Source organism: Marinobacter sp. (genome assembly GCF_048269445.1).
Taxonomy (GTDB): Bacteria; Pseudomonadota; Gammaproteobacteria; order Pseudomonadales; family Oleiphilaceae; genus Marinobacter.
In genome coordinates this window covers 394,295-414,144 of the sequence record NZ_JBLXIQ010000004.1, presented here as the reverse complement: position 1 = coordinate 414,144, position 19,850 = coordinate 394,295, and the positions used below count along the sequence as shown (strand labels likewise).

Sequence of the window (19,850 nt, the reverse complement as noted above, 5' to 3'; positions counted from 1 at the left end):
CGCTAATGCCCAACCAAATGCAGGAAGGGAAGTGTCCAGACGCCAAACAGAATGAGCAGGGCACCGGTCACTTTCCGGAATAGCCGGTGTGTCTGCAAGCCCCGGATCCAGCCCGCGGCATACCCTGTTGCCAGCATCGACGGCAGGGTTCCCAGCCCGAAAAACAGCATGGTCAATGCCGCAGAGCCCACCGTAGGTTGCAGTGCCGCCCAACCCAGCGTGCTATAAACCAGACCACAGGGCAGCCAGCCCCAGAGCGCGCCCAGGGCAAGGGCTTGCCCCCCATGGTTTACCGGAAGCAGACGGCGCGTCAGGGGAGAAAGTCGGCCCCAGATCGGGGCGCCGACCCGTTCGACGTAGCGGATGCCCTGCCACCATTGGCCCATGGACAATCCCATGAATATGAGCAATACGCCCGCCAGAGTCCGCAGGATAACACCAGCGGATGCCCACTGGCTGGCAACAGAGGTGCTGGCCAGCGCAACGAGGGTCGCAATCAGAACGTAACTGCCAATCCGGCCAAAGTTGAAGGCCAGCAGCATCACGGACTGACGAAGCCTGTAGCCCTTACCAACGGGCAGTGCCATGGAGAGGGAGGCGCTGATGCCCCCGCACATTCCCAGGCAGTGAGTGCTGCCGAGCAGTCCGATCAGGAAAGCACTTGGATAGCTGAGATAAAGTTCCGGGCTCATCCTTTTTTGGGCTTGTTCTCGTCCAGATCGCTCTCCTCGCGGGTATCTGCTATCTGCTCAGCGGTTGTTCCTTTTGCTGGTCTATCGGTCCGGGCGTCGTCAGGGATCATGTCCTTGTCGTCATCGTAGAGTATCCGGTGGGCCGGCCCCTCAAGGTCATCATACTGGCCGTTTTTTACGGCCCATGAAAACAGTACGATGCCCAGCGCCACCAGTATGAGCATCACCGGGACCAGGAACATTACGATTTGCACGGGTTAAACCTCGCGGAAAAGAATATAAAGGTACGGTATCAGGCCAGTGTCCGCACGCCAACCGGGGAATTGTCCGGATGCGACTGTTCCGGGGCCTTGCCAAGTCTCAGTGCGTTAAGGACAACGACCAGTGAGCTGACTGACATGCCAATCGCAGCCAGCCAGGGTGGTACCATTCCAGCCGCAGCCAGCGGCAGTGCGCAGAGATTGTAACCAAGGGCCCACCAAAGATTCTGGCGAATAATTCGGCGGGTCTGACGGCTGGTCTTCAGGGCTTCAACCAGTTGTAATAACTGACCATTAAGTAGAACTGCATCGGCTTTCAGCTGAGTCAGGTCTGCGGCCGTTCCCATTGCAACCGAAATACCGGCGCCGGCCATGGAGGGCAGGTCATTCAGCCCATCGCCCACCATCATAATGTGTCGGCCCTCGGCTTTCAGCTTTTCCAGTACGGCGAGTTTGTCTTCTGGAGATGCCTGGCCAATGGCCTCATCAATGCCCAGGAGGCCGGCAACCTGATTGACGTGGCCCGAGCGGTCGCCGCTCAGAAGCAGTGTACGAATGCCCTCATTCTGCAAAGCCCTGATGGCTGAGTAAGCATCGTAACGGAGTTGGTCGTCCAGCCTGAAACAGGCCAGCCATTCGCTGTCAGAGGCCAGCCAGATTTCCATCCCCCGGTGCTGCTCGATATCCGGGAATGGCGCCGCCGTGTGTTGTTCCACGAATCCACGATGACCAATAAAAAGCGCGAGATTGTCCAGCGTTCCAGAAAGTCCTCCGCCAAGGTGATTTTCCACGTTTTCCACCGAAGCAGCGGTTCGGTTATGGAAAACTCTGGCAATGGGATGCTCGGAGTATTTTTCGAGCCCAGCAGCAAAATTTAGGCAGGTTTTTTCATCCAGTCTACCGACGATGTTGATTTCCACCAGGCTCAGCTCACCCCGGGTCAGGGTCCCGGTCTTATCGAATACCACAGTATCGACAGTATTCATCGTTTCCAGCGTATGCCCCCGGGTTGGCAGGAATCCGAGGCGGCGCAGTTTCACTGTTGCGGAGGTGATCGCTGTAGGCGTCGCTAGCGATAGCGCGCAGGGACAGGTAACAACCAGGACGGAGAGGGTAATATCGAACGCATTATCGGCACCGGCCAGCCACCAGCCGAGCCAGACAATCGGTGCCAGGATCAGAACTCTCCCAACGAATTTGCCCGCTATCCTGTCGGCCATCCTAGCGACCTGGGGTTTTTCTGACTGCACCCGGTCCAGGACCCTCAGAATGCCAGAGAGCCGGGTCTGGGAACCGGCTTTTACCACCCGGATGTCCAGGGGATTTTCACCGTTGACGCTCCCGGCGTGGACCGGGTCACCGGGGAACCGGGTCTCAGGCAGATACTCGCCGGTCAGGGCCGCCTCGTTGAGGGTTGACTGGCCCCGGACAATCTCGCCATCAATGGGTAGGGTTTCTCCCGGGCGCACGCGGATTATATCGCCGGGTTTTACCTGATGAGCGGGGACAATTTCAGAGTCATCATCCCTCACCAGAGTGGCAACGGTTGGTTGGAATCCGGCAAGCGCATTGCCTGTCAGCCCAGCGCGGTAGCGGGCCTGAACCTCAACATAGCGTCCCAGAAGCAGGAAAAAGGTGAACATGCATACTGACTCGAAGTACACCTCTTCGCCGCCGACCACGGTCACCCAGGCACTGGCGACGTAGGCAAGACCAATAGCGATGGCAACGGGCACGTCCATGGTCAGTTGCCGGCTCTGGATATCGCGCCGGGCGTTCCGGAAAAAAGGCGCAGCACTGTAGAAAACCACCGGCGTGGCGACCAGCAGACTAAACCAGCGAAAGAAGCTGACGAACTGCGGTGACAAATCGTTGACCAACTCAAAATACAGCGGAAACGCCAGCATCATGCTCTGGAAGGAGCCGATGCCTGCAATCGCAAGCCTGATCAGCATGGACCGGTGTTCGACCTTGAGGGCGTGTTCAGCTTCGTCTGCCTGGTAAGGGCGGGCGGTGTATCCCAGTTCGTGGATGGCAATCAGCAGGTCGCTCAGTGGCGCCTGATCCTGGGACCAGACCAGTCTTGCCCGCTGCGTGGTATGGTTGACCGAGAAGGACTCCACGCCAGGCTGCTTTTTCATGTGGTTTTCTAACAGCCAGATGCAGGCGGCGCAGGTAATGCCGCCGATCAGTAACTGGGCTTCCTGAGCGCCTTTCACGGGTGCAACAAACGACGCCTGGACCAGTGGATGGTCCATTTCTCTCAGACGCTGGACCTCCGCGGGGGTCAACTGTTTGGGGGTAACCGCAGGCTCTGTCCGGAACTCGTAGAACCCTGTCAAACCCTCGTTGCGGATGGTCTGGCAAACCGCCTTGCAGCCCTGGCAGCAAAAATGGCGGGTTGTACCATCCAGTTCAAGGGTAATGAGCGGCTCACCGTCGGCTGGCTCACCGCAATGAAAGCAATCCAGGCCGGTCAACCTTGAGCATACTCCGCAGCTTTGACCGTGATTCCGCTTTCCGAGGGTAGCCGGGTTTCGCCCTTCAAACGCCATTCATTGGCTGGTCCCCGAAGGTCGTAATACCAGCGGCCTTCAATGTCTTCATGAAGCTTGCCGGCGAATATGCCGGGTGCAAGCTGATTGAACTGGACGGTGCGGTCCTGGTTCGACAAAGTAGGGTGGAACAGGTTAAGAACCAGATACGGAAAATTCGCAGGACCATCAACGGTATTCAGGTGGATGGTGACGTCCCTTTGATTGAAGTCTATCTGGGCTTCCATCCCCAGATCGGCAGCTTTTTCATCCCGTGCGATGGACATGTTGATGCCGCGCCCTTGCTTCGACCAGTCGTCCGTCACCAACGAATTATCCATGTTCAGGGAAATGGTAATCGCGATGGCGCAATAAACGATCGACGCCGCAGGGAACATGACAAGGAACCAGAACCAGGGTTGACGATACCAGGGGCCTATTTGCGTTTCAGTAGTCATAAATCAGTGTCCAGTAAAAATGATTGGAACCGCCGCGAAATGAAGGATCAGCGCGTTGGACCGACAAATCGGCTTTCAGTTTCAAGGTTCAGAGAAGTATCTGTTTCCGATTGGGCCCTGAACAGAATTTTGCTATTCGATTCCTTAATGGATTCTGGCGGCACGTCAACAACCGTAGGCAGCGCACGGTTTTCCCCGCTTTCCACCATGATTCTGGTTTCGGTAAGAATCCGGATATCTTCCATGCCGGTCACCGACAGGGAGAAGGTCTGGGGCACTTCGGTAAGGTTTGAAACTTTCAGCGTGTAGGAGTTCTCAATCCGGCCTTCGCCGTTAAAGCTATAGAGGGCGCCGCGATCACGCAGTACATCCAACTGAGCTGGAACCCGGGTTGCAATGGTGAAAATAATCGACGCGATCATCAATGCCAGCACCGCGCCATAACCAAAGGTGCGCGGTCTCAGCAATTTTGACGTTTTGCCTTCCAGCTCGTTCTCTGTGGTATAGCGAATCAGGCCCCTCGGGTAATTCATCTTGTCCATGATTTCGTCGCAGGCATCAATACACAAGGCGCAGCCAATGCATTCGTATTGCAGCCCGTCACGGATATCAATGCCCGTGGGGCACACCTGCACACACTGACCGCAGTCAATGCAATCACCCAGACCGGCTTCGGCAGGGTCAACGCCTTTCTTACGGCCACCCCTTGGTTCGCCTCGGTTCGGGTCGTATGAAACGACGCGGGTGTTGGGGTCAAACATCACCGACTGGAAGCGGGCGTATGGGCACATGTAGAGGCAAACCTGCTCCCGCATCCAGCCCGCATTCAGATAGGTCGCGACGGTGAAAAACCCGACCCAGAAATAGGCCCAGCCATTGGCCTGAAGGGTGAAGATATCTGCAAGCAGCTCCCGGATGGGGTAGAAATAACCGACAAAGGTCAGGCCGGTGGCCAGCGCAATAAGCAGCCATATCGTATGCTTGGCGGATTTCTTGAACATTTTCTCTGCGGAACGCGGCGCTTTGTCCAGCTTCATTCGCTTGTTTCGGCTGCCTTCGATACGCTCCTCCACCCACATGAAGATGAAGGTCCACACCGTTTGAGGGCAGGTGTAACCGCACCAGACCCTTCCAAACAGGGTCGTGATGAAGAAAAGGCCAAAGGCGCAGATGATCAGCATCCCTGAAAGCAGGATGAAGTCTTTTGGATAAAAGGTTGCCCCGTAGAGGTGGAACTCCCGTGCGGGAAGGTCAAAATGAATCAGTGGCTGTCCGTCCAGAGTGAACCAGACGAACGCAAAGTACATGCCCATGAGTGCCAGCAAACTGACGTTCCGGATCCTCTGGAAAAAGCCTTGGACTTCCTTGACGTAGATTTTCTTGCGGCTGGCGTAAAGCTCGACGGTTCCGGATTTATTATTTTTGTCGGAGGGGTCAGAGGATGGGTCAACCTGTTTGACCGGGATCTCACTGCTCATCGTTACCTCCAGATGAAGATTATTGCGGCGCAACAGTCTTTGGGGCTGCTGATCTTTTCAAGCCTGTGCCCGCAAGAGCAGACACAGGGTTGAAAAGACCGAGCCGGGGCAGACCCCGGCTGGGTGACTCAGTTAGACAGGCTGTATACGTAAGCGGCCAGAATCTGAATCTGATCTTCGGAGAGCCGACCGCTTTGGGCAGGCATCTGGTTCTGGCGACCGTTCATGACAGTTTCTTTGATCCAGTCATAGGTAGAGCCATAGAGCCAGGTGTTGTCTGTCAGGTTTGGAGCGCCCACGGCCTGATTGCCCTTGCCGTCAGCACCGTGACAGGCCACACAGGCCTGAGCGAAGACCTGTTCGCCAGCCTTTGCAGCCTCGGCGTCTTTTTCCCGGCCACTGAAACTCAGAACGTAATTAACCACCTGGTCGACTTGCTCATTGGTCATATTAGGCATCACGCCTTTAGCAGGCATGTTGCCCATACGGCCGTTGTGCAGGGTTGTCAGGATGGCATCCGGCGTTCCGCCATAGAGCCAGTCATCGTCAGTCAGATTGGGGAAGCCAACCTGGCCGCGGGCAGCAGAGCCATGGCAGACCGAGCAGTTGTTGGCAAAAAGGCGCTGGCCGATTTTCATGGCATCGCTGTTTTCTGCCAGCTGCGGAACCGGCGTCTGGCCGAACTGGGCATAAATCTCGCCGTATTTGTCTTCAGCGGCGGCAACTTCTGCTTCCCACTGGTTCGTCGAAGTCCAGCCAAGAAGGCCTTTCCAGTTGCCAAGGCCAGGGTACAAAGCAAGGTAGCCGAGCGCGAAAACACAGGTAGCGAGGAACAGATAGAACCACCACTTGGGCAGGGGATTATCGTATTCCTCAATGCCATCGAAGGAATGGCCCATAGTGCGGTCGGTTTCGCTATCGGTCGTCTGGCTCTTACGGGTTGCCCAAAGCAGCCACCAGCAGCCAAAAACGGTACCGAGCACGATCACACTGATCCAGATGCTCCAGAAGGTACTCATTGTTTCTTCTCCGTTTTTTCCTGTTCGAGCGTACGCTTTTCCACGTCGTCGTCGTCGAAGGGCAGGTGGGCTGCCTCCTCGTTGGCCTTCTTGCGGTGGGCGCTGTAGGCCCACCAGACGATTCCAAAAAACACCGCCATTACCAGAAGAGTGTGAATGCCGCGTAACTCATTAATATCCATGGGTTCACCGTTTTTCTGAAATCACTGTACCCAGTTGTTGCAGGTATGCGACCAGAGCTTCAATTTCAAATTTGCCTTCAACCTGAGCGGATGCATCAGCAATCTGCTCGGCGGTGTAGGGCACGCCCAGAGTCTGGAGAGTCTCCAGCTTCGCGGCGGTCTTGGTATGGTCTACCTGGTCCTCAAACAGCCACGGGAACGCTGGCATATTCGATTCGGGTACCACGCTGCGCGGATTGTAAAGGTGCTGGCGTTGCCAGGCATCGGAATAACGACCACCTACGCGGGCGAGATCCGGGCCGGTACGCTTGGAACCCCATAGGAACGGCCGATCGTAAACGAACTCGCCCGCGACGGAGTAATGACCATACCGCTCGGTCTCCGCACGGAACGGGCGGATTTGCTGGGTATGGCACACGTGGCAGCCTTCACGAATGTAAATATCCCGGCCTTCCAGTTCGAGCGCGGACAGGGGCTCAAGGCCCTCAACTGGCTCGTTTACGCTCTTCAGGAAGAACAGGGGTACTATTTCGGCAAGAAAGCCACCGCTGATGGTCAGGATAATCAATACGATCATCAGACCAATATTCTTTTCGACAATTTCGTGTTTCATCTGATCTCTCTCCCGTTACGCAGGCTGTGTTGCTGCATTGTCCTGCGCAACCGCGTCTTTCTGGCGCACGGTCATATAGACGTTGTAGGCCATAACAAGCATACCGGTCAGGAAGATCACGCCACCGACGAAGCGGACGAAGTAGCCAGGATACGAGGCTTCCAGTGCTTCAACGAAGCTGTAGGTGAGCGTGCCGTCCTGGTTTACTGCGCGCCACATCAGGCCCTGCATGATCCCGTTCACCCACATGGCAACGATGTAAAGCACCGTGCCCACGGTTGCCAGCCAGAAGTGAACGTTGATCAGGCTGGTGCTGAACATCGCCTGCACACCCCACAGTTTAGGGATCAGATGATAGATCGCGCCGATACTGATCATGGCAACCCAGCCAAGGGCGCCAGAATGAACGTGGCCGATGGTCCAGTCGGTGTTATGGGAGAGCGCATTTACTGTTTTGATGGCCATCATGGGGCCTTCAAATGTGGACATGCCATAGAACGACAGGGAAACCACGAGGAAGCGTAGGATCGGGTCGGTGCGCAATTTGTGCCAGGCGCCAGACAGGGTCATCATACCGTTGATCATGCCGCCCCAGGAAGGCGCCAGCAAAATCAGGGACATAACCATACCTGCCGTTTGTGCCCAGTCTGGCAGAGCGGAGTAGTGCAGGTGGTGACCACCGGCCCAGACATAGGTCGCAATCAAGGCCCAGAAGTGAACGATGGACAGACGGTAGGAGTAAACCGGACGGTTAGCCTGCTTGGGGACGAAGTAGTACATCATGCCCAGGAAGCCGGCTGTCAGGAAGAAGCCCACGGCATTATGACCATACCACCACTGCATCATGGCGTCGGTCACACCCGCATAGGCGGAATAGGATTTGAAAGCACTGGCGGGCAGCGCCAGGTTATTGCCAATATGCAAGGCAGCAACCGTGATGATAAACGCCCCGTAGAACCAGTTGGCGACGTAGATGTGTGGCGTGCTTCGCTTCATGACTGTTCCAAAGAACACCAGAGCGTAACTGACCCAGACAATGGTGATGGCAATATCGATCGGCCATTCCAGTTCGGCGTATTCCTTGGAAGAGGTAAGGCCAAGTGGCAGAGTAATGGCTGCCGAAACGATGATTGCCTGCCAGCCCCAAAAGGTGAATGCCGCCAGTCCATCTGAGATCAGGCGGGCCTGACAGGTACGCTGTACCACATAATAAGAGGTGGCAAACAGGGCACTACCACCGAAGCCGAAGATCACGGCGTTGGTATGAAGAGGTCGGAGACGCCCGAAGTGTGTCCAGGGCATGTCCAGGTTCATCGATGGCCAGACAAGCTGGGACGCGATCAACACGCCCATTCCCATGCCAACAATGCCCCAGACTAACGTCATGATGGCGAATTGTCTCACCACCTTGTAGTTGTATGTCAGGTTTGCATTTACTGTGCTCATAGCCTTACCAATGGGTTTAAAGTGGGGAAATATGCGGGCGCAAGTATGGAGAAACCATTAGCTGTTTGCAATGACTCAGGTCAACTCCTGACATCCGTCAAATGCGCCGAAATCAGCAACATGGCTTCCTTTTCTATGCCGTAATTGGAGTTATTCAGCGCTTGGAATGTGTGTTGCCTGATTTGCAATGATAGACCCTCAAACACCAGAGGTGAATTCCATGAGATTGATTAAGATCAAAGGCTGTGGGAATCGTCCGGAAGTTGTTCTTATTCTTGCGCACGGTGCCGGTGCACCGGCAGATTCTCCCTTTATGGAAGCAGTTGCCAAAGCTCTGTCCCAGGAAGGAATCGACACGGTACGTTTTGAATTCCCCTACATGCAGAAGAGGCGTCTGGATGGAAAAAAGCGCCCGCCGGATCGACAGCCTGCGTTACTTGAATGTTATTCCCTGCTTGTTGACGAGATTCGCGGGGAGCTCGGCGAACAAACCAGGTTGCTGGTTGGTGGCAAGTCCATGGGCGGCAGGGTTGCCAGCATTTTGGCGAGCCAACGTAAAGGTATTGATGGTGTCGCGTGCTTCGGGTTTCCCTTCCATCCACCGGGAAAGCCGGATCGGTGGCGCACCGGGCACTTCCATGAGCTGAAATCGCCAATGCTGGTCCTCCAGGGCACCAGGGACCCTTTTGGCAAACCGGAGGAAGTGACCGGACATGAACATGAGCTTGAAGTTGTCAGACTTCGTTGGCTGGAGGGGGGCAACCACGATTTTCAGCCACTGAAGAGCCAGAAGCTCAGCCAGAATGACCTGATTACCGAAGCTGCCCGGGAAACGCGGCGTTTCATTGATGAGTGTCTGAGCTCCTGAGAGTCTGGCCAAGGCAATTCGGTTGCTTCAGGCATGCGTTATGTCAGGCTTCGGTTGTCTCAGAGAGCAGGGCCCGGTTGCGACCCTCGTTTTTCGCGGCGTAGAGGGCTTCATCTGCCCGCTCGAAAAGCTGAGTCTGGCTTTCGCCGGCCCTCAGGGATGCGATACCTGCGCTCAGGGTGATCCTGACCTCGGTTCCATTTGGTGATGCCAGCGGTGTGTCGGCGATGTCTGCCAGCAATGCCTCGCAGACTTTAAGTGCTCCGGCCGCGTCGGTTCCCGGGAGCAGCAGCGCAAACTCTTCACCACCAAACCGGATGGCAATATCCCGGGGGCGCTTAACATGCCTGGTTAGCATTTCGGCTATGAACTGAAGGCAGGTATCTCCAAAACTGTGCCCCCAGGTGTCGTTGATCACTTTAAAATGATCGGCATCCACCAGAGCCAGTGTCAGGGTGTGGCCCGTTCGGCGCGCTTCGGCACACAATTCAGGGAATATGTTATCCAGATGCCTGCGATTATGCAGTCCAGTAAGGGCATCATTCAAACTCAGCGTTGAAAGTTTGCGGTTAGCCTTTTCCAGTTCTCGCATGGTGTTTCTCAGCTGTGCGGTACGCTCATGCACTTTGAATTCGAGTTCCGTGCGCGCATTGTGCTCTACCTCCAGTAGTTTCTGGTTGAGCAGGCGCCAGCGCTGCACCATGGCATAGTTGAGCAGAATAACCTGTCCGCCCACTGCGAACTGCATCAGCGCTTCCCGTGCCAGGAAATCAGTCAGATAGCCAAACGCCGCCAGGGCATAGATAAGACCTCCAATCAGCATCACCAGCCATGCGAGCAGGTACCACATGGCCGGCTGGTAACCCTGTTTCCAGCGAACGGCAGCGATGATGAACAGACTTGAAATAACCGTCAGTGCCAGGACAGTGTTCAGAAGAATGGTTTTTGTGTAGGGCAGTATCAGCGTGAGGGCGAGAAAGCCGATACAAAACCCGGCCAGGGTTTTCAGAGCGGTTTCCGACATGGTTCCTTTGGCGACTTCCAGGAATGAGCGCCCAAAAAGAGTCATGGACAGCGCGCACAGTGACAGAGACAGCGGGATGGAAGCATTGGCAAAGCTGGGGTTGTTCGGCCAGAAGTACTGATTGGCAAAGCCGCCCATGGCAAACAGAAACAGCCCGAGGGCGGCCAAATAAAAGGCGTTGTAAAAGTAGTAAGCCGTTCCGGAGCTGAAAAAGAGCAGCAGGTTGAATACGGCAAACACGAGTAACGCCCCGTAGAACAACCCATGGGTTAGCGTCAGGTGGTTACTGTGGGCAATCACTTCCGCCGGGGTTTCCAGGCTTAACGGGACGTTCAGTGCTCCGCTGCTGTGAACCCGGAGCGTAATCGTGCGGGTTTCCCCGGCATCCAGTGAGACCGGCAGCAGAAAATACCGGTAGTCTATTCCACGGGAAGAAAACGGGTGCTGATCACCGGTTACGATGGACTCTGTAGTATCATTCCCGGTTTGCCAGAAGGTGATTTCATCGAGCAGGGGGTAGTTGAGCTTGAGGTACCACAGGCTGCGTTCTTCCCCGGGGTTCCGGATATGCAGATGAACCCAGTACACTGATTTCGTGGCGCTGAACACCAGGTCCCGGCCATGTGCCGGTGTCCACGCGAGATCTTCCGGAAGTTGCTCGGGCCTCGATGCATTGTGGGCGGGTTCGCCGGGGGGCGCGCTGTAGAAGCAGATGTATTGCATCAGTGAATCCCGCGCTCCACTGTCCGTCGCTTCAAGCGTCGGACACCCGGTCCTTAGCGAGGCGGTGTCTGCCATTGCCAGGGCAGGAAACAGCAAAAGGCTCAGGATGGCAAACAGGCGCAAAATCGGCGACATTCGGTACTTCCCGCGGATATCAGATCGGGAAGTGTAGCCAGAGAAGACAATCGACGCTGTTAAACAGATTCAACTTTTGCGGGTTGGCCTTCAGTTCGCATCTTTCAGGTATTGCATGGAACAGATTCTTGTATTTTGCCGGCCCGGGTTTGAAACCGAGGCTGGACGTGAAATGACTGACTCGGTCGCAGAAAAGGGCGTCTTCGGGTACTTCGAGCCGGACAAAGACCGTGGATTGGTGCGTTTCTTCCCGTCTGCGCCGGAAACTGCCGATGACATCATGTCTCGCCTGGCTCTGGATGATTTGGTGTTTGTCCGGGACTGGACGGTGGTGCTTGGCGAATTCCGGTTGCCGGACGCGGATCGCGTCGGCGCTATTATTGATGGCTTGAAGGGTCTGGGGCGAGGCTATCCCGGATGCGCACGGGTCGAAATCCGGTTATCGGAAAATAACACAGACCGGGACCTTGGAAATTTTGCCCGAAAGTGGGTTTCACCGCTTTCCCGGGGCCTGCGTGGGGCCGGTTTGCTCAAGGCAGACCAGAATGCACCGGCACCAGCGCGCCTTGAGGTTTTTCTGTCAGATTTTTCCAGTGCGGTTGTCGGATTCAGCCTCGCGGATAACCGGGCCCGTTATGCCGGAGGCATTCCACGGCTCAGGTTACCGGCGTCTGCGCCCAGCCGTTCTGCCCTGAAACTGGAGGAGGCATGGAAGGTGTTCCTTCCACCCGAACAGGAGCTGGACTACCTCGGCGGCGGTAAAAAAGCCGTAGACCTCGGGGCTGCCCCCGGTGGCTGGACCTGGCAGCTGGTTCGCCAAGGCATGATGGTAACGGCCGTGGATAACGGACCGATGAATCCGGAACTGATGGCCACGGGCCAGGTGGAGCATGTTGAGGCGGATGGTTACGGCTGGCGCCCAGAGCGGGGCATCGACTGGATGGTTTGCGACATTGTGGACCAGCCCAGAAAAACCGCGAAACTGGCGGTTTCCTGGTTTGGTGAGGGTTTATGCCGCTTCGCGGTGTTTAACCTCAAGTTGCCGATGAAGAAGCGCTATGATGAGTGGCTGATATGCCGCGATATTCTGGTAAACGGGCTCAGTGAGGCGGGCATAGGCTTTCGCCTGAGGGCCCGCCACCTGTATCACGATCGAGAAGAAATAACGTGTTTCATCGAGCGGACAGGTTAAAAAACACTCTGCTCCAGAACAGTTATGCGCTCTTCCTGATCCATCATGGGAATCAGCTCAAGCATCAGGTCCCGACGCTCCTCGGAATGGAACCAGCGGTCCCAGTCTGCCTCGGATCTCCAGTTGGCTAGTGTGATCCGGTGATTCGGGTCGTGGCTGTCGATCAGTGTTTCTCCTGAAATGAAGCCAGGGGCGCTGACTGCACGCTGCAAAACCATGCGCGAGCGCTCTTCGTAAGCTGATTCCAGTGACTCAGCAATATGACGTTCAATCAGAACCCGGATCATGGTAAACCTCCACATGTTTTAACTGTTATAAACAATAATTTAGCAGGTATTTTCGAAAAATCAGCTCAAATGACAGGAGACAGGGTTTGAGTGCATCTGAATACGACGCTGAACTGGACGCCCGCGGTCTTTTCTGCCCGGAACCGGTAATGATGTTGCATAATCGCATAAACGATGTGGAACCTGGAGGCATCTTGCGGGTTCTTGCCACGGATCCCTCCACCACACGGGATATTCCAAGATTCTGCCAGTTCCTCGGGCACGAGCTGGTGGGTCAGGCGGAGTCTGACAATCTGTTCATCTACCTGATACGCAGGGGGCAGTAACCGGTGGCTTCAGACGTCCAGCCGCACGTCGCGAAGGTGATTCAGGAATTCGTCGCGGTTCATCTCACCCAGCACCCGCATCTTAGGTAATTCTTCTCCGTTCCTGCCATAGAACAGGATGGCAGGCGGCCCGAACAGACCCAGTTCGTTCAGCAGGGCCTGCTGCTCAGGGGTGTTGTCCGTCATGTCGATCTGCAACAGCGTGTAGGGGGCCAGAGCCTGGACAACATCCGGCTTGCTGAAGACATTGCGTTCCATGACCTTGCAGGAGATACACCAGTCCGCGTAGAAATCCAGTACCACCGGGCGATCTTGCTCCCAGGCCTGCCTGAGCATGGCCCTTAATTTAGCAGGCTGTTCCACCCGCTGGAAATCTGCATGCCGCGCCTTGGTTGTGCCATCGTATCCTGTGGATGTGCTCGCCGTCGTGAAGGCTGCCAGTGGCTGGAGTGGGTCGTTGGCGCCGCTAACCGCGCCTGCAAGCAACGCCAGGCCATAGGCAAAGAGAACCAGACCGAGGCCTTTGCGTGTGCGTTCCCAGCCTGCCTTTGCCGCGTCAAATGCCCCGAGCTGAACACCGGTGACGGCGATCAGCAGCCCCCACAACGTCAGCGCCAGCCAGCCCGGCACCAGTCGTTCAACCAGCCAGATTGCAACCGCCAGCAACATTACGCCATAAAAGTGCTTCACTGCAGTCATCCAGTGCCCCGTAGTTGGCAGCAATTTTCGCCCTCCCACTGCGACCAGAATCAGTGGAATTCCCATCCCGAGGCCAAGGGAGAAAAGCGCAATACCGCCTATCACCGCATCCTGAGTGGTTGAAATATAAAGAAGGCTGCCCGCTAGCGGGGCCGACACGCATGGAGAGACGATTAATGCCGACAATGCACCGATGCCGAATATACTGATCACTCGGCTGCCAGTGAGACGGTGGCTGGCATCGTTGAGAGGTTCGCGGATAAATCGGGGAAGCCGAATCTCGAACAGATCGAACATGGAGAGCGCAAATATCACGAACATCAGGGCGAATATGCTCAACACCCAGGGTGACTGCAGTTGCGCCTGCAGGTTAAAGCTGGCCCCAAGCAAACCGGTCAGCACTCCGGCTGCGGCGTAGGTCAACGCCATGCCCAGAACATAGCTGCCTGAAAGGAACAGGGCATGGCCCGTTGTAGGGGTGTTTCTGCCAGAAACCAGCGACGAAATAATCGGTACCATGGGCAGAACGCAGGGCGTAAAAGTCAGCCCCAGACCAAGGAGCAGAAAGACGCCGGCAATCACCAGGGTCGACTGCCGAGCGAGGAAGCCCGCAAGGCCCGTTGCGGTCTCGGTGTTCACCGGTCCCTGGGTTTCATTGTCGTTGACGTCGCCTGCCGAAGCCGTCTGGGATCCGGCGCCACCACTGCCTCGGTAAAACAGGACGTCCCGGGTCTGGGGCGGATAACATAATCCGGCTTCTGCGCAACCCTGATAAGTTACCTGAATTTGGGCTTCCCGAACGCCCTCGGGCAGTGCCACTGGAACCCGGGCTTCTACCGGGTCAAAAAACACGGTGGATTTACCAAAAAACTCGTCTTCAATGTCCGTGCCTGGGCTGGAGTAAATCGGCTCACCAATACGGATGCCAGGGTCAGTGGCTTCGATGTTGATCCGTTCGAGGTAGAGATAGTGACCGGGGGTAATATCCCAGGCCAGGACCACACTGTCTGTATCGGTGGTGAAACTGAATGGAAGTGCTTCGTCTACTGGGAGAAATTCCTTGCCCTGACCGCCGAACAGGGAACTTCCGTTGCTGCCCAGCGCCCAGGCCGTGTTGGCGGCTGATATAAGCAGGGCGAACGCCAGGATCAGAGTTAGGGGGAGTGCCCAGGAGCGTTTCACCTTCGTTAGTACAGAGAAAGCCGTCATTGATCGTAGAAATTCCCGGTTAGTGTCTGGTTTGGTCGGATTGTCTCGGTGCAATTGCCACTGGCAAGCCGGTTTGTTGCTCCTGCAAGGGACACGGGGCTCCCGCCAAAGTTCCCTCTGGTATTGGAGGCGGTAAAGCCGCACAATAGCGAGCCAATGAACCACAGTCCAAATGATCTTATCATGCTGTTTAATGACCTGTTCCGGGAAGCATACCGGACCGAGTTGGTTAAAGGCACTGATGAACCTGAATACTTACCGGCGGGCGGGCCGAACCGGCCGGCGCGGGTTGTTTTTGCTCACGGCTATTATGCCAGCGCTTTGCATGAAATAAGCCACTGGTGTATTGCTGGTGGGCACCGGCGCACTCTTCACGACTATGGTTACTGGTACTGTCCGGATGGCCGTACACCGCAGCAACAGCAGGCATTCGAGCAGGTGGAAGTGAAACCCCAGGCCATCGAATGGTTGTTTTCCCTGGCCTCAGGATCACGCTTCCATATCAGCGTGGACAACCTCTCCGGAGGTGGAGCCGCAAATGAAGAGCGATTCCGCCGGAATGTGCGGGCGCAGGCGGGCGAGTTTCTGGAACGCGGTCTGCCGGCCCGTGCACAGGCTTTTTTTGACGCGCTGGCAACATTTTATGGAACCGGAGAAATCCTCAGGGAGCGCTGGCATGAAGATGCCCGGCGCATCGCTCCGTTATATTCTGAATCAGGACATTTGCAGGAAAACTGAGACTCTATGACATCTGACCCAAAACACACCGGCGATCTGAGATTCAGTGATCTGAACCTCGACAAGCGTTTGCTGGATGCGATTACGGCCATTGGTTTTGAATTTTGCACCCCGATTCAGGCAGAAACACTGCCTTGGACGCTGGCCTGTGAAGACTTGATCGGCCAGGCCCAGACGGGTACCGGTAAGACAGCCGCCTTCCTGATCACCGCGATCCAGAGCCTTCTCGAAACTCCGATTCCAGATGCGGACCGGTGCGCCTCTGAGCCCCGGGTTCTCGCCCTGGCACCAACTCGCGAGCTGGCCATGCAGATTGCCAAGGACGCGGAGCAGTTGTGCCAGCACACGGGCCACAACGTAGTAACGGTAGTGGGCGGCATGAACTATGATAAACAGCGCGATCAGTTGCAGAACGAAATCGTTGATATTCTCGTCGCCACCCCCGGCCGGCTTATTGATTTCCTGGGTTCCCAGGATGTGTTCCTGGATCAGATCGATATCCTGATCCTGGATGAAGCCGATCGTATGCTCGATATGGGGTTTATTCCGGATGTGAAGCGGATTATCCGCAAGTGTACGCCCAAGGACGATCGCCAGACACTTCTGTTCAGTGCCACTTTCAATCAGGACGTTCTTAATCTTGCGTCCATGTGGACCAGTAACGCCGAATTTGTGGAAATCGAGCCTGAGCAGAAGACGGCCGAGCGGGTAAAGCAGACAGTTTATCTGGTGGGCGATGACGAAAAACTTCCGGTGTTGGTGAATTTCCTCAAGCGCCCGGAAGTGGAAAAAGCCCTCGTGTTTGCCAACCGGCGTGATCAGTGCAGGGACCTCGAAGAGGATCTCAGGAACCAGGGCGTGAAAGTGGCCCTCATGTCCGGAGAGATTGCCCAGAACAAACGCCTGAAAACCTTGGACCAGTTCAAGAAAGGCAGCATTCAGGTATTGGTTGCCACCGATGTTGCTGGCCGTGGTATTCATGTGAACGGTGTTACCCACGTTTTCAACTACAATCTTCCCGACAGTGCCGAGGACTATGTCCATCGTATTGGTCGCACCGGCAGGGCAGGCAAGCATGGGGTTGCCATCAGTTTTGCGGGTGAGGATGACTCTTTCTCCCTGCCCGCCATCGAGACTTACATCAGCCAGAAATTGAAAACCACTGTGCCCGATGAAGAGCTCATGGTGGCCATGGACAACCCGCCGATCACCCGCAAACGTGGTCGCCGTCCTCAGGGCGGACAGGGTGGCCGCGGCGGTCAGGGCGGTCGCAATCAACGTCAGCGTCGTAGCTGACAGGGCCAGATATCATTATGTTGATCGTAGCAGACGAAAACATTCCGTTACTGGACTCCTTTTTTGGCGATATCGGTGAGGTTCGACGTGTGTCTGGTCGTTTACTGACTGCCGGAGAGGTTCGCGATGCAGACATTCTGCTGGTCCGTTCCGTTACCCGGGTAAACCGTGAGCTGCTTGAAAACAGCCGTGTGCGCTTTGTGGGTACGACCACGATTGGCACCGACCACGTGGATCTGGACTGGCTCAAACAGAAGGGTATCCGATTTTCTGCAGCGCCCGGCTGTAATGCCAACAGTGTTGCCGAGTACGTGCTGTCTGTTTTGTCTCTTTATGCCGAGAAGCGGGGCCTGAGCGACTGGTCGCAGCTCAGTGTCGGTATTGTCGGTGTCGGCAACGTTGGTGGCGAGCTGGTGCGCAAGCTGGAACGCCTTGGCTTTGACGTTCGGCTCTGCGATCCGCCAAGAGCTGACCGGGACGAAGAGGGCCAGGAGTTCGTGTCCCTCGAAGACGCCATGAAGTGCGACGTGGTGACCTTGCACACACCGCTAACCCGCGAGAGCAGTCATCCGACCTTCCACATGATTGGCGACCAGGAGTTGAATAGTCTGGGTGCAAGTCAGTTGCTTATCAACACCGGCAGAGGCGAGGTTATCGACTCGTCAGCTCTGCTGGCGCGACTTAACCAGGCCAATCCGCCCACTGTGGTGTTGGATGTCTGGGAGCATGAGCCAAGAATCCATCCCGAACTCGTTGACCAGGTATGGCTTGCAACCCCGCATATCGCCGGGTACAGCCTGGAGGGCAAAGTTCAGGGCACGGAAATGATTTACCAGGCACTGAGCCAGTTTCTTGGTTTGCCGGTTCGCAAAAAAGCGGGCCAGTTTCTGCCGGAGCCGGCTCTGAGCAAAATTTCGTTCACCAGCTCTGCGGAGGAGGAAGACGCCATCCGTATTGCTTTGAGGGCAAGCTACGACCCCCGCCGGGACGATCTCCGATTGCGGAACGTCATGAGCGGTTCGGTTGAGGGGCGAGGAGCGGCGTTTGACCGGCTTCGTCGTGACTATCCGGTGCGTCGCGAGTGCTCCAGTCTCAAGATTCAGTTGAAGGGAACAAGTAAATCCCTGCAGGACAGTTTTCGGGCGATCGGATTCAAGCTGAAGATCTGATCAGTTGTGTTAGCGTGAAAAAAACCGGGGCAGCGCCCCGGTTTCTTGTTAGAGCTTTGCGCTCTGCAAGGCCTGTATGCGGTCTTCCAGCGGAGGGTGCGTCATAAAGAGTGCGCTCAATCCGCCCCGGGCGCCGCGATTGATGCCAAATGCCTGAAGGGTATCGGGCATTTGGTCCGGGATCTCGCTCTCCTGCTTGAGACGCGCCAGTGCGCTAATCATCGCTGACCGCCCGGCCAGTTGTGCGCCAGCGATGTCGGCCCGGAACTCCCGGCGGCGTGAAAACCAGAACACAATGGTACTGGCGAGGATTCCCAGCACGATTTCCGCCACGATACTGACTGCGAAAAAGCCGAGACCGTGCCCGCTCTCATTTCTGAACACCACGCGGTCAACGAAAGAGCCAATCACCCGGGACGCGAATATCACGAAGGTGTTCACCACTCCCTGAATCAGCGCCAGGGTCACCATATCCCCGTTGGCGACGTGGCCAATTTCGTGCCCAAGGACTGCCCGGATCTCGTCCTTATTGAAGCGTTGCAACAGGCCTTCGCTGACCGCTACCAACGCGTCATTCTTGTTCCACCCCGTGGCGAAAGCATTCGACTGTGACGCCGGAAATATGGCCACTTCCGGCATGCCGATACCCGCGTTTTTAGCCATTTCCGCCACTGTATCCACCAGCCAGCGTTCTGCGGGTGTTCTCGGAGATTCAATGACTTTCGCCTTGGTGCTCCACTTTGCCATGGGCTTAGATATAAGCAATGAAACGATGGCACCGGCGAACCCGAAGACAGCGGCGAAAGCCAGTAACGAGCCATATTGAATACCGTTCTGGGCGAGGTAGCTGTCTACCCCCAGCAGTCGCAGCGTGAAGCTGGCGACAATGATCACGGCAAGGTTGGTTGCCAGAAACAGCAGAATGCGCATGTCAGGTCCCTGTTCAGTCCGTCACGGAAAGTAAAACCGGAGTTCAGACCAATATATGAGGCCCCGGTTCAATCAATCAACGATCTTACGTCGATTTAATCATTGCCGTGGTCGGCGAAAAACGTCGCCCGCATGATCTGGCTGATGCGCGCCGAGTTGCCGCTTCTGAGGGCGGTACGAACCAGGTGGATATGGGTGGAGAGGTCTTCCTGAACCGATGGAGGGAGGGTTTCGGCAGATTTTTCATCCGGAATCCCCAATGGCTGGGTCAGAGATGCTGGCGCCGGAGCACTGAGGCGGATGAAGGCATGCCGGGTCAAAACTGCCTGATCAAGCGCTTCCTGGCGAATGGTATCCACATAACGCAGCAGCCCTTCCTCCGCCAGCCAGAGCAGGGCGCCAAAACAGGCCATGTGCCGCGCGCTGTGCAGGCCGAACTCATCGGGGTCGTCCGGTCCGGCGATATCCTCGACAAAAACGTTTATTCGCCTTGGAAAGGTGTTGTAAAGCTGCACGAGGGCAATTGCTGCATCCTTGTAGAACTCCTCGACATGAAGATCAGCCATGGTGCT

General features: G+C 56.1%; 20 protein-coding genes. 6 read left to right on the top strand and 14 right to left on the bottom strand.

Annotation, left to right across the window (positions count from 1 at the left end; all coding sequences use genetic code 11):
- Positions 1–2 precede the first annotated feature (2 nt).
- The 9 genes from ACN0XM_RS10955 to ccoN all read right to left on the bottom strand — a co-directional run bounded on the left by ACN0XM_RS10955 (position 3) and on the right by ccoN (position 8,682).
- Entirely contained in the window at positions 3–692 is a 690-nt protein-coding gene (locus ACN0XM_RS10955; RefSeq protein ID WP_417566964.1) for a sulfite exporter TauE/SafE family protein, read from the bottom strand.
- Entirely contained in the window at positions 689–946 is a 258-nt protein-coding gene (gene ccoS, locus ACN0XM_RS10950) for a cbb3-type cytochrome oxidase assembly protein CcoS (RefSeq protein ID WP_417566963.1), read from the bottom strand. Before ccoS ends, ACN0XM_RS10955 begins: the two co-directional genes overlap by 4 nt.
- Before the next feature lie 38 nt (positions 947–984).
- Positions 985–3,432 (bottom strand): heavy metal translocating P-type ATPase, encoded by a 2,448-nt coding sequence (locus ACN0XM_RS10945; protein WP_417566962.1) that lies wholly within the window; start codon positions 3,430–3,432, stop codon positions 985–987.
- Positions 3,429–3,944: a FixH family protein gene (locus ACN0XM_RS10940; protein ID WP_417566961.1), complete on the bottom strand. Its 516-nt coding sequence runs from the start codon at positions 3,942–3,944 to the stop codon at positions 3,429–3,431. Before ACN0XM_RS10940 ends, ACN0XM_RS10945 begins: the two co-directional genes overlap by 4 nt.
- Positions 3,945–3,991: 47 nt before the next feature.
- On the bottom strand, positions 3,992–5,422 hold the full coding sequence (ccoG, locus tag ACN0XM_RS10935) for a cytochrome c oxidase accessory protein CcoG (protein WP_417566960.1): 1,431 nt from the start codon (positions 5,420–5,422) through the stop codon (positions 3,992–3,994).
- A gap of 128 nt (positions 5,423–5,550) precedes the next feature.
- Positions 5,551–6,441, bottom strand: coding sequence for a cytochrome-c oxidase, cbb3-type subunit III (gene ccoP / locus ACN0XM_RS10930; RefSeq protein WP_417566959.1), 891 nt, complete (start codon positions 6,439–6,441; stop codon positions 5,551–5,553).
- Positions 6,438–6,623 carry a cbb3-type cytochrome oxidase subunit 3 gene (locus tag ACN0XM_RS10925; protein WP_117617436.1) on the bottom strand — a complete coding sequence of 62 codons (186 nt, stop codon included), beginning with the start codon at positions 6,621–6,623 and terminating at the stop codon, positions 6,438–6,440. Before ACN0XM_RS10925 ends, ccoP begins: the two co-directional genes overlap by 4 nt.
- A gap of 4 nt (positions 6,624–6,627) precedes the next feature.
- A complete protein-coding gene (ccoO, locus tag ACN0XM_RS10920) occupies positions 6,628–7,236 on the bottom strand; it encodes a cytochrome-c oxidase, cbb3-type subunit II (RefSeq protein WP_417566958.1) in 609 nt (202 codons plus the stop codon).
- Positions 7,237–7,251: 15 nt separating this feature from the next.
- Positions 7,252–8,682, bottom strand: a complete 1,431-nt coding sequence (ccoN, locus tag ACN0XM_RS10915) for a cytochrome-c oxidase, cbb3-type subunit I (RefSeq protein WP_417566957.1) — start codon at positions 8,680–8,682, stop codon at positions 7,252–7,254.
- A gap of 220 nt (positions 8,683–8,902) precedes the next feature.
- On the opposite strand from ccoN, the gene ACN0XM_RS10910 reads away from it, so the two are divergent.
- Positions 8,903–9,550: an alpha/beta family hydrolase gene (locus ACN0XM_RS10910; protein WP_417566956.1), complete on the top strand. Its 648-nt coding sequence runs from the start codon at positions 8,903–8,905 to the stop codon at positions 9,548–9,550.
- A 43-nt stretch (positions 9,551–9,593) separates the two neighbouring features.
- Here ACN0XM_RS10910 and ACN0XM_RS10905 read toward each other — a convergent pair whose 3' ends face one another.
- Positions 9,594–11,432 (bottom strand): diguanylate cyclase, encoded by a 1,839-nt coding sequence (locus tag ACN0XM_RS10905; RefSeq protein ID WP_417566955.1) that lies wholly within the window; start codon positions 11,430–11,432, stop codon positions 9,594–9,596.
- Positions 11,433–11,547: 115 nt separating this feature from the next.
- On the opposite strand from ACN0XM_RS10905, the gene rlmM reads away from it, so the two are divergent.
- Entirely contained in the window at positions 11,548–12,624 is a 1,077-nt protein-coding gene (rlmM, locus tag ACN0XM_RS10900) for a 23S rRNA (cytidine(2498)-2'-O)-methyltransferase RlmM (RefSeq protein WP_417566954.1), read from the top strand.
- Here rlmM and ACN0XM_RS10895 read toward each other — a convergent pair.
- A complete protein-coding gene (locus ACN0XM_RS10895; RefSeq protein WP_417566953.1) occupies positions 12,621–12,911 on the bottom strand; it encodes an antibiotic biosynthesis monooxygenase family protein in 291 nt (96 codons plus the stop codon). The two genes, rlmM and ACN0XM_RS10895, sit on opposite strands and share 4 nt — an antisense overlap.
- Positions 12,912–12,997: 86 nt before the next feature.
- Here ACN0XM_RS10895 and tusA point away from each other — a divergent pair, with 86 nt between their 5' ends.
- Positions 12,998–13,237 (top strand): sulfurtransferase TusA, encoded by a 240-nt coding sequence (tusA, locus tag ACN0XM_RS10890; protein WP_417566952.1) that lies wholly within the window; start codon positions 12,998–13,000, stop codon positions 13,235–13,237.
- A gap of 9 nt (positions 13,238–13,246) precedes the next feature.
- Here the strand turns inward: tusA and dsbD are convergent, their stop codons facing one another.
- The gene (gene dsbD / locus ACN0XM_RS10885; RefSeq protein WP_417566951.1) at positions 13,247–15,145 is read right to left on the bottom strand and encodes a protein-disulfide reductase DsbD; all 1,899 of its coding nucleotides are present in this window, start codon (positions 15,143–15,145) and stop codon (positions 13,247–13,249) included.
- A gap of 183 nt (positions 15,146–15,328) precedes the next feature.
- On the opposite strand from dsbD, the gene ACN0XM_RS10880 reads away from it, so the two are divergent.
- The 3 genes from ACN0XM_RS10880 to pdxB are packed head-to-tail and all read left to right on the top strand — an operon-like array spanning position 15,329 to position 18,348.
- Positions 15,329–15,883, top strand: a complete 555-nt coding sequence (locus tag ACN0XM_RS10880; protein WP_417566950.1) for an elongation factor P hydroxylase — start codon at positions 15,329–15,331, stop codon at positions 15,881–15,883.
- Positions 15,884–15,889: 6 nt separating this feature from the next.
- On the top strand, positions 15,890–17,179 hold the full coding sequence (locus ACN0XM_RS10875) for a DEAD/DEAH box helicase (RefSeq protein WP_417566949.1): 1,290 nt from the start codon (positions 15,890–15,892) through the stop codon (positions 17,177–17,179).
- A 17-nt stretch (positions 17,180–17,196) separates the two neighbouring features.
- Complete coding sequence (pdxB, locus tag ACN0XM_RS10870) at positions 17,197–18,348, top strand: 4-phosphoerythronate dehydrogenase PdxB (RefSeq protein WP_417566948.1); 1,152 nt, start codon at positions 17,197–17,199, stop codon at positions 18,346–18,348.
- 48 nt (positions 18,349–18,396) lie between these two features.
- Here pdxB and htpX read toward each other — a convergent pair whose 3' ends face one another.
- Positions 18,397–19,278, bottom strand: coding sequence for a protease HtpX (gene htpX, locus ACN0XM_RS10865; protein WP_417566947.1), 882 nt, complete (start codon positions 19,276–19,278; stop codon positions 18,397–18,399).
- A 95-nt stretch (positions 19,279–19,373) separates the two neighbouring features.
- Positions 19,374–19,844: a hypothetical protein gene (locus ACN0XM_RS10860; protein WP_417566946.1), complete on the bottom strand. Its 471-nt coding sequence runs from the start codon at positions 19,842–19,844 to the stop codon at positions 19,374–19,376.
- Between the last annotated feature and the right edge of the window lie 6 nt (positions 19,845–19,850).

Bases quoted from the DNA above. Each gene is read 5' to 3' on its own strand.
- ACN0XM_RS10955 (WP_417566964.1), bottom strand. From the start codon at position 692: ATGAGCCCGGAACTTTATCTCAGCTATCCAAGTGCTTTCCTGATCGGA.
- ACN0XM_RS10940 (WP_417566961.1), bottom strand. From the start codon at position 3,944: ATGACTACTGAAACGCAAATAGGCCCCTGGTATCGTCAACCCTGGTTC.
- ccoG (WP_417566960.1), bottom strand. From the start codon at position 5,422: ATGAGCAGTGAGATCCCGGTCAAACAGGTTGACCCATCCTCTGACCCC.
- ccoP (WP_417566959.1), bottom strand. From the start codon at position 6,441: ATGAGTACCTTCTGGAGCATCTGGATCAGTGTGATCGTGCTCGGTACC.
- ACN0XM_RS10925 (WP_117617436.1), bottom strand. From the start codon at position 6,623: ATGGATATTAATGAGTTACGCGGCATTCACACTCTTCTGGTAATGGCG.
- ccoO (WP_417566958.1), bottom strand. From the start codon at position 7,236: ATGAAACACGAAATTGTCGAAAAGAATATTGGTCTGATGATCGTATTG.
- ccoN (WP_417566957.1), bottom strand. From the start codon at position 8,682: ATGAGCACAGTAAATGCAAACCTGACATACAACTACAAGGTGGTGAGA.
- ACN0XM_RS10910 (WP_417566956.1), top strand. From the start codon at position 8,903: ATGAGATTGATTAAGATCAAAGGCTGTGGGAATCGTCCGGAAGTTGTT.
- ACN0XM_RS10905 (WP_417566955.1), bottom strand. From the start codon at position 11,432: ATGTCGCCGATTTTGCGCCTGTTTGCCATCCTGAGCCTTTTGCTGTTT.
- rlmM (WP_417566954.1), top strand. From the start codon at position 11,548: ATGGAACAGATTCTTGTATTTTGCCGGCCCGGGTTTGAAACCGAGGCT.
- ACN0XM_RS10895 (WP_417566953.1), bottom strand. From the start codon at position 12,911: ATGATCCGGGTTCTGATTGAACGTCATATTGCTGAGTCACTGGAATCA.
- dsbD (WP_417566951.1), bottom strand. From the start codon at position 15,145: ATGACGGCTTTCTCTGTACTAACGAAGGTGAAACGCTCCTGGGCACTC.
- ACN0XM_RS10880 (WP_417566950.1), top strand. From the start codon at position 15,329: ATGCTGTTTAATGACCTGTTCCGGGAAGCATACCGGACCGAGTTGGTT.
- ACN0XM_RS10875 (WP_417566949.1), top strand. From the start codon at position 15,890: ATGACATCTGACCCAAAACACACCGGCGATCTGAGATTCAGTGATCTG.
- pdxB (WP_417566948.1), top strand. From the start codon at position 17,197: ATGTTGATCGTAGCAGACGAAAACATTCCGTTACTGGACTCCTTTTTT.
- htpX (WP_417566947.1), bottom strand. From the start codon at position 19,278: ATGCGCATTCTGCTGTTTCTGGCAACCAACCTTGCCGTGATCATTGTC.
- ACN0XM_RS10860 (WP_417566946.1), bottom strand. From the start codon at position 19,844: ATGGCTGATCTTCATGTCGAGGAGTTCTACAAGGATGCAGCAATTGCC.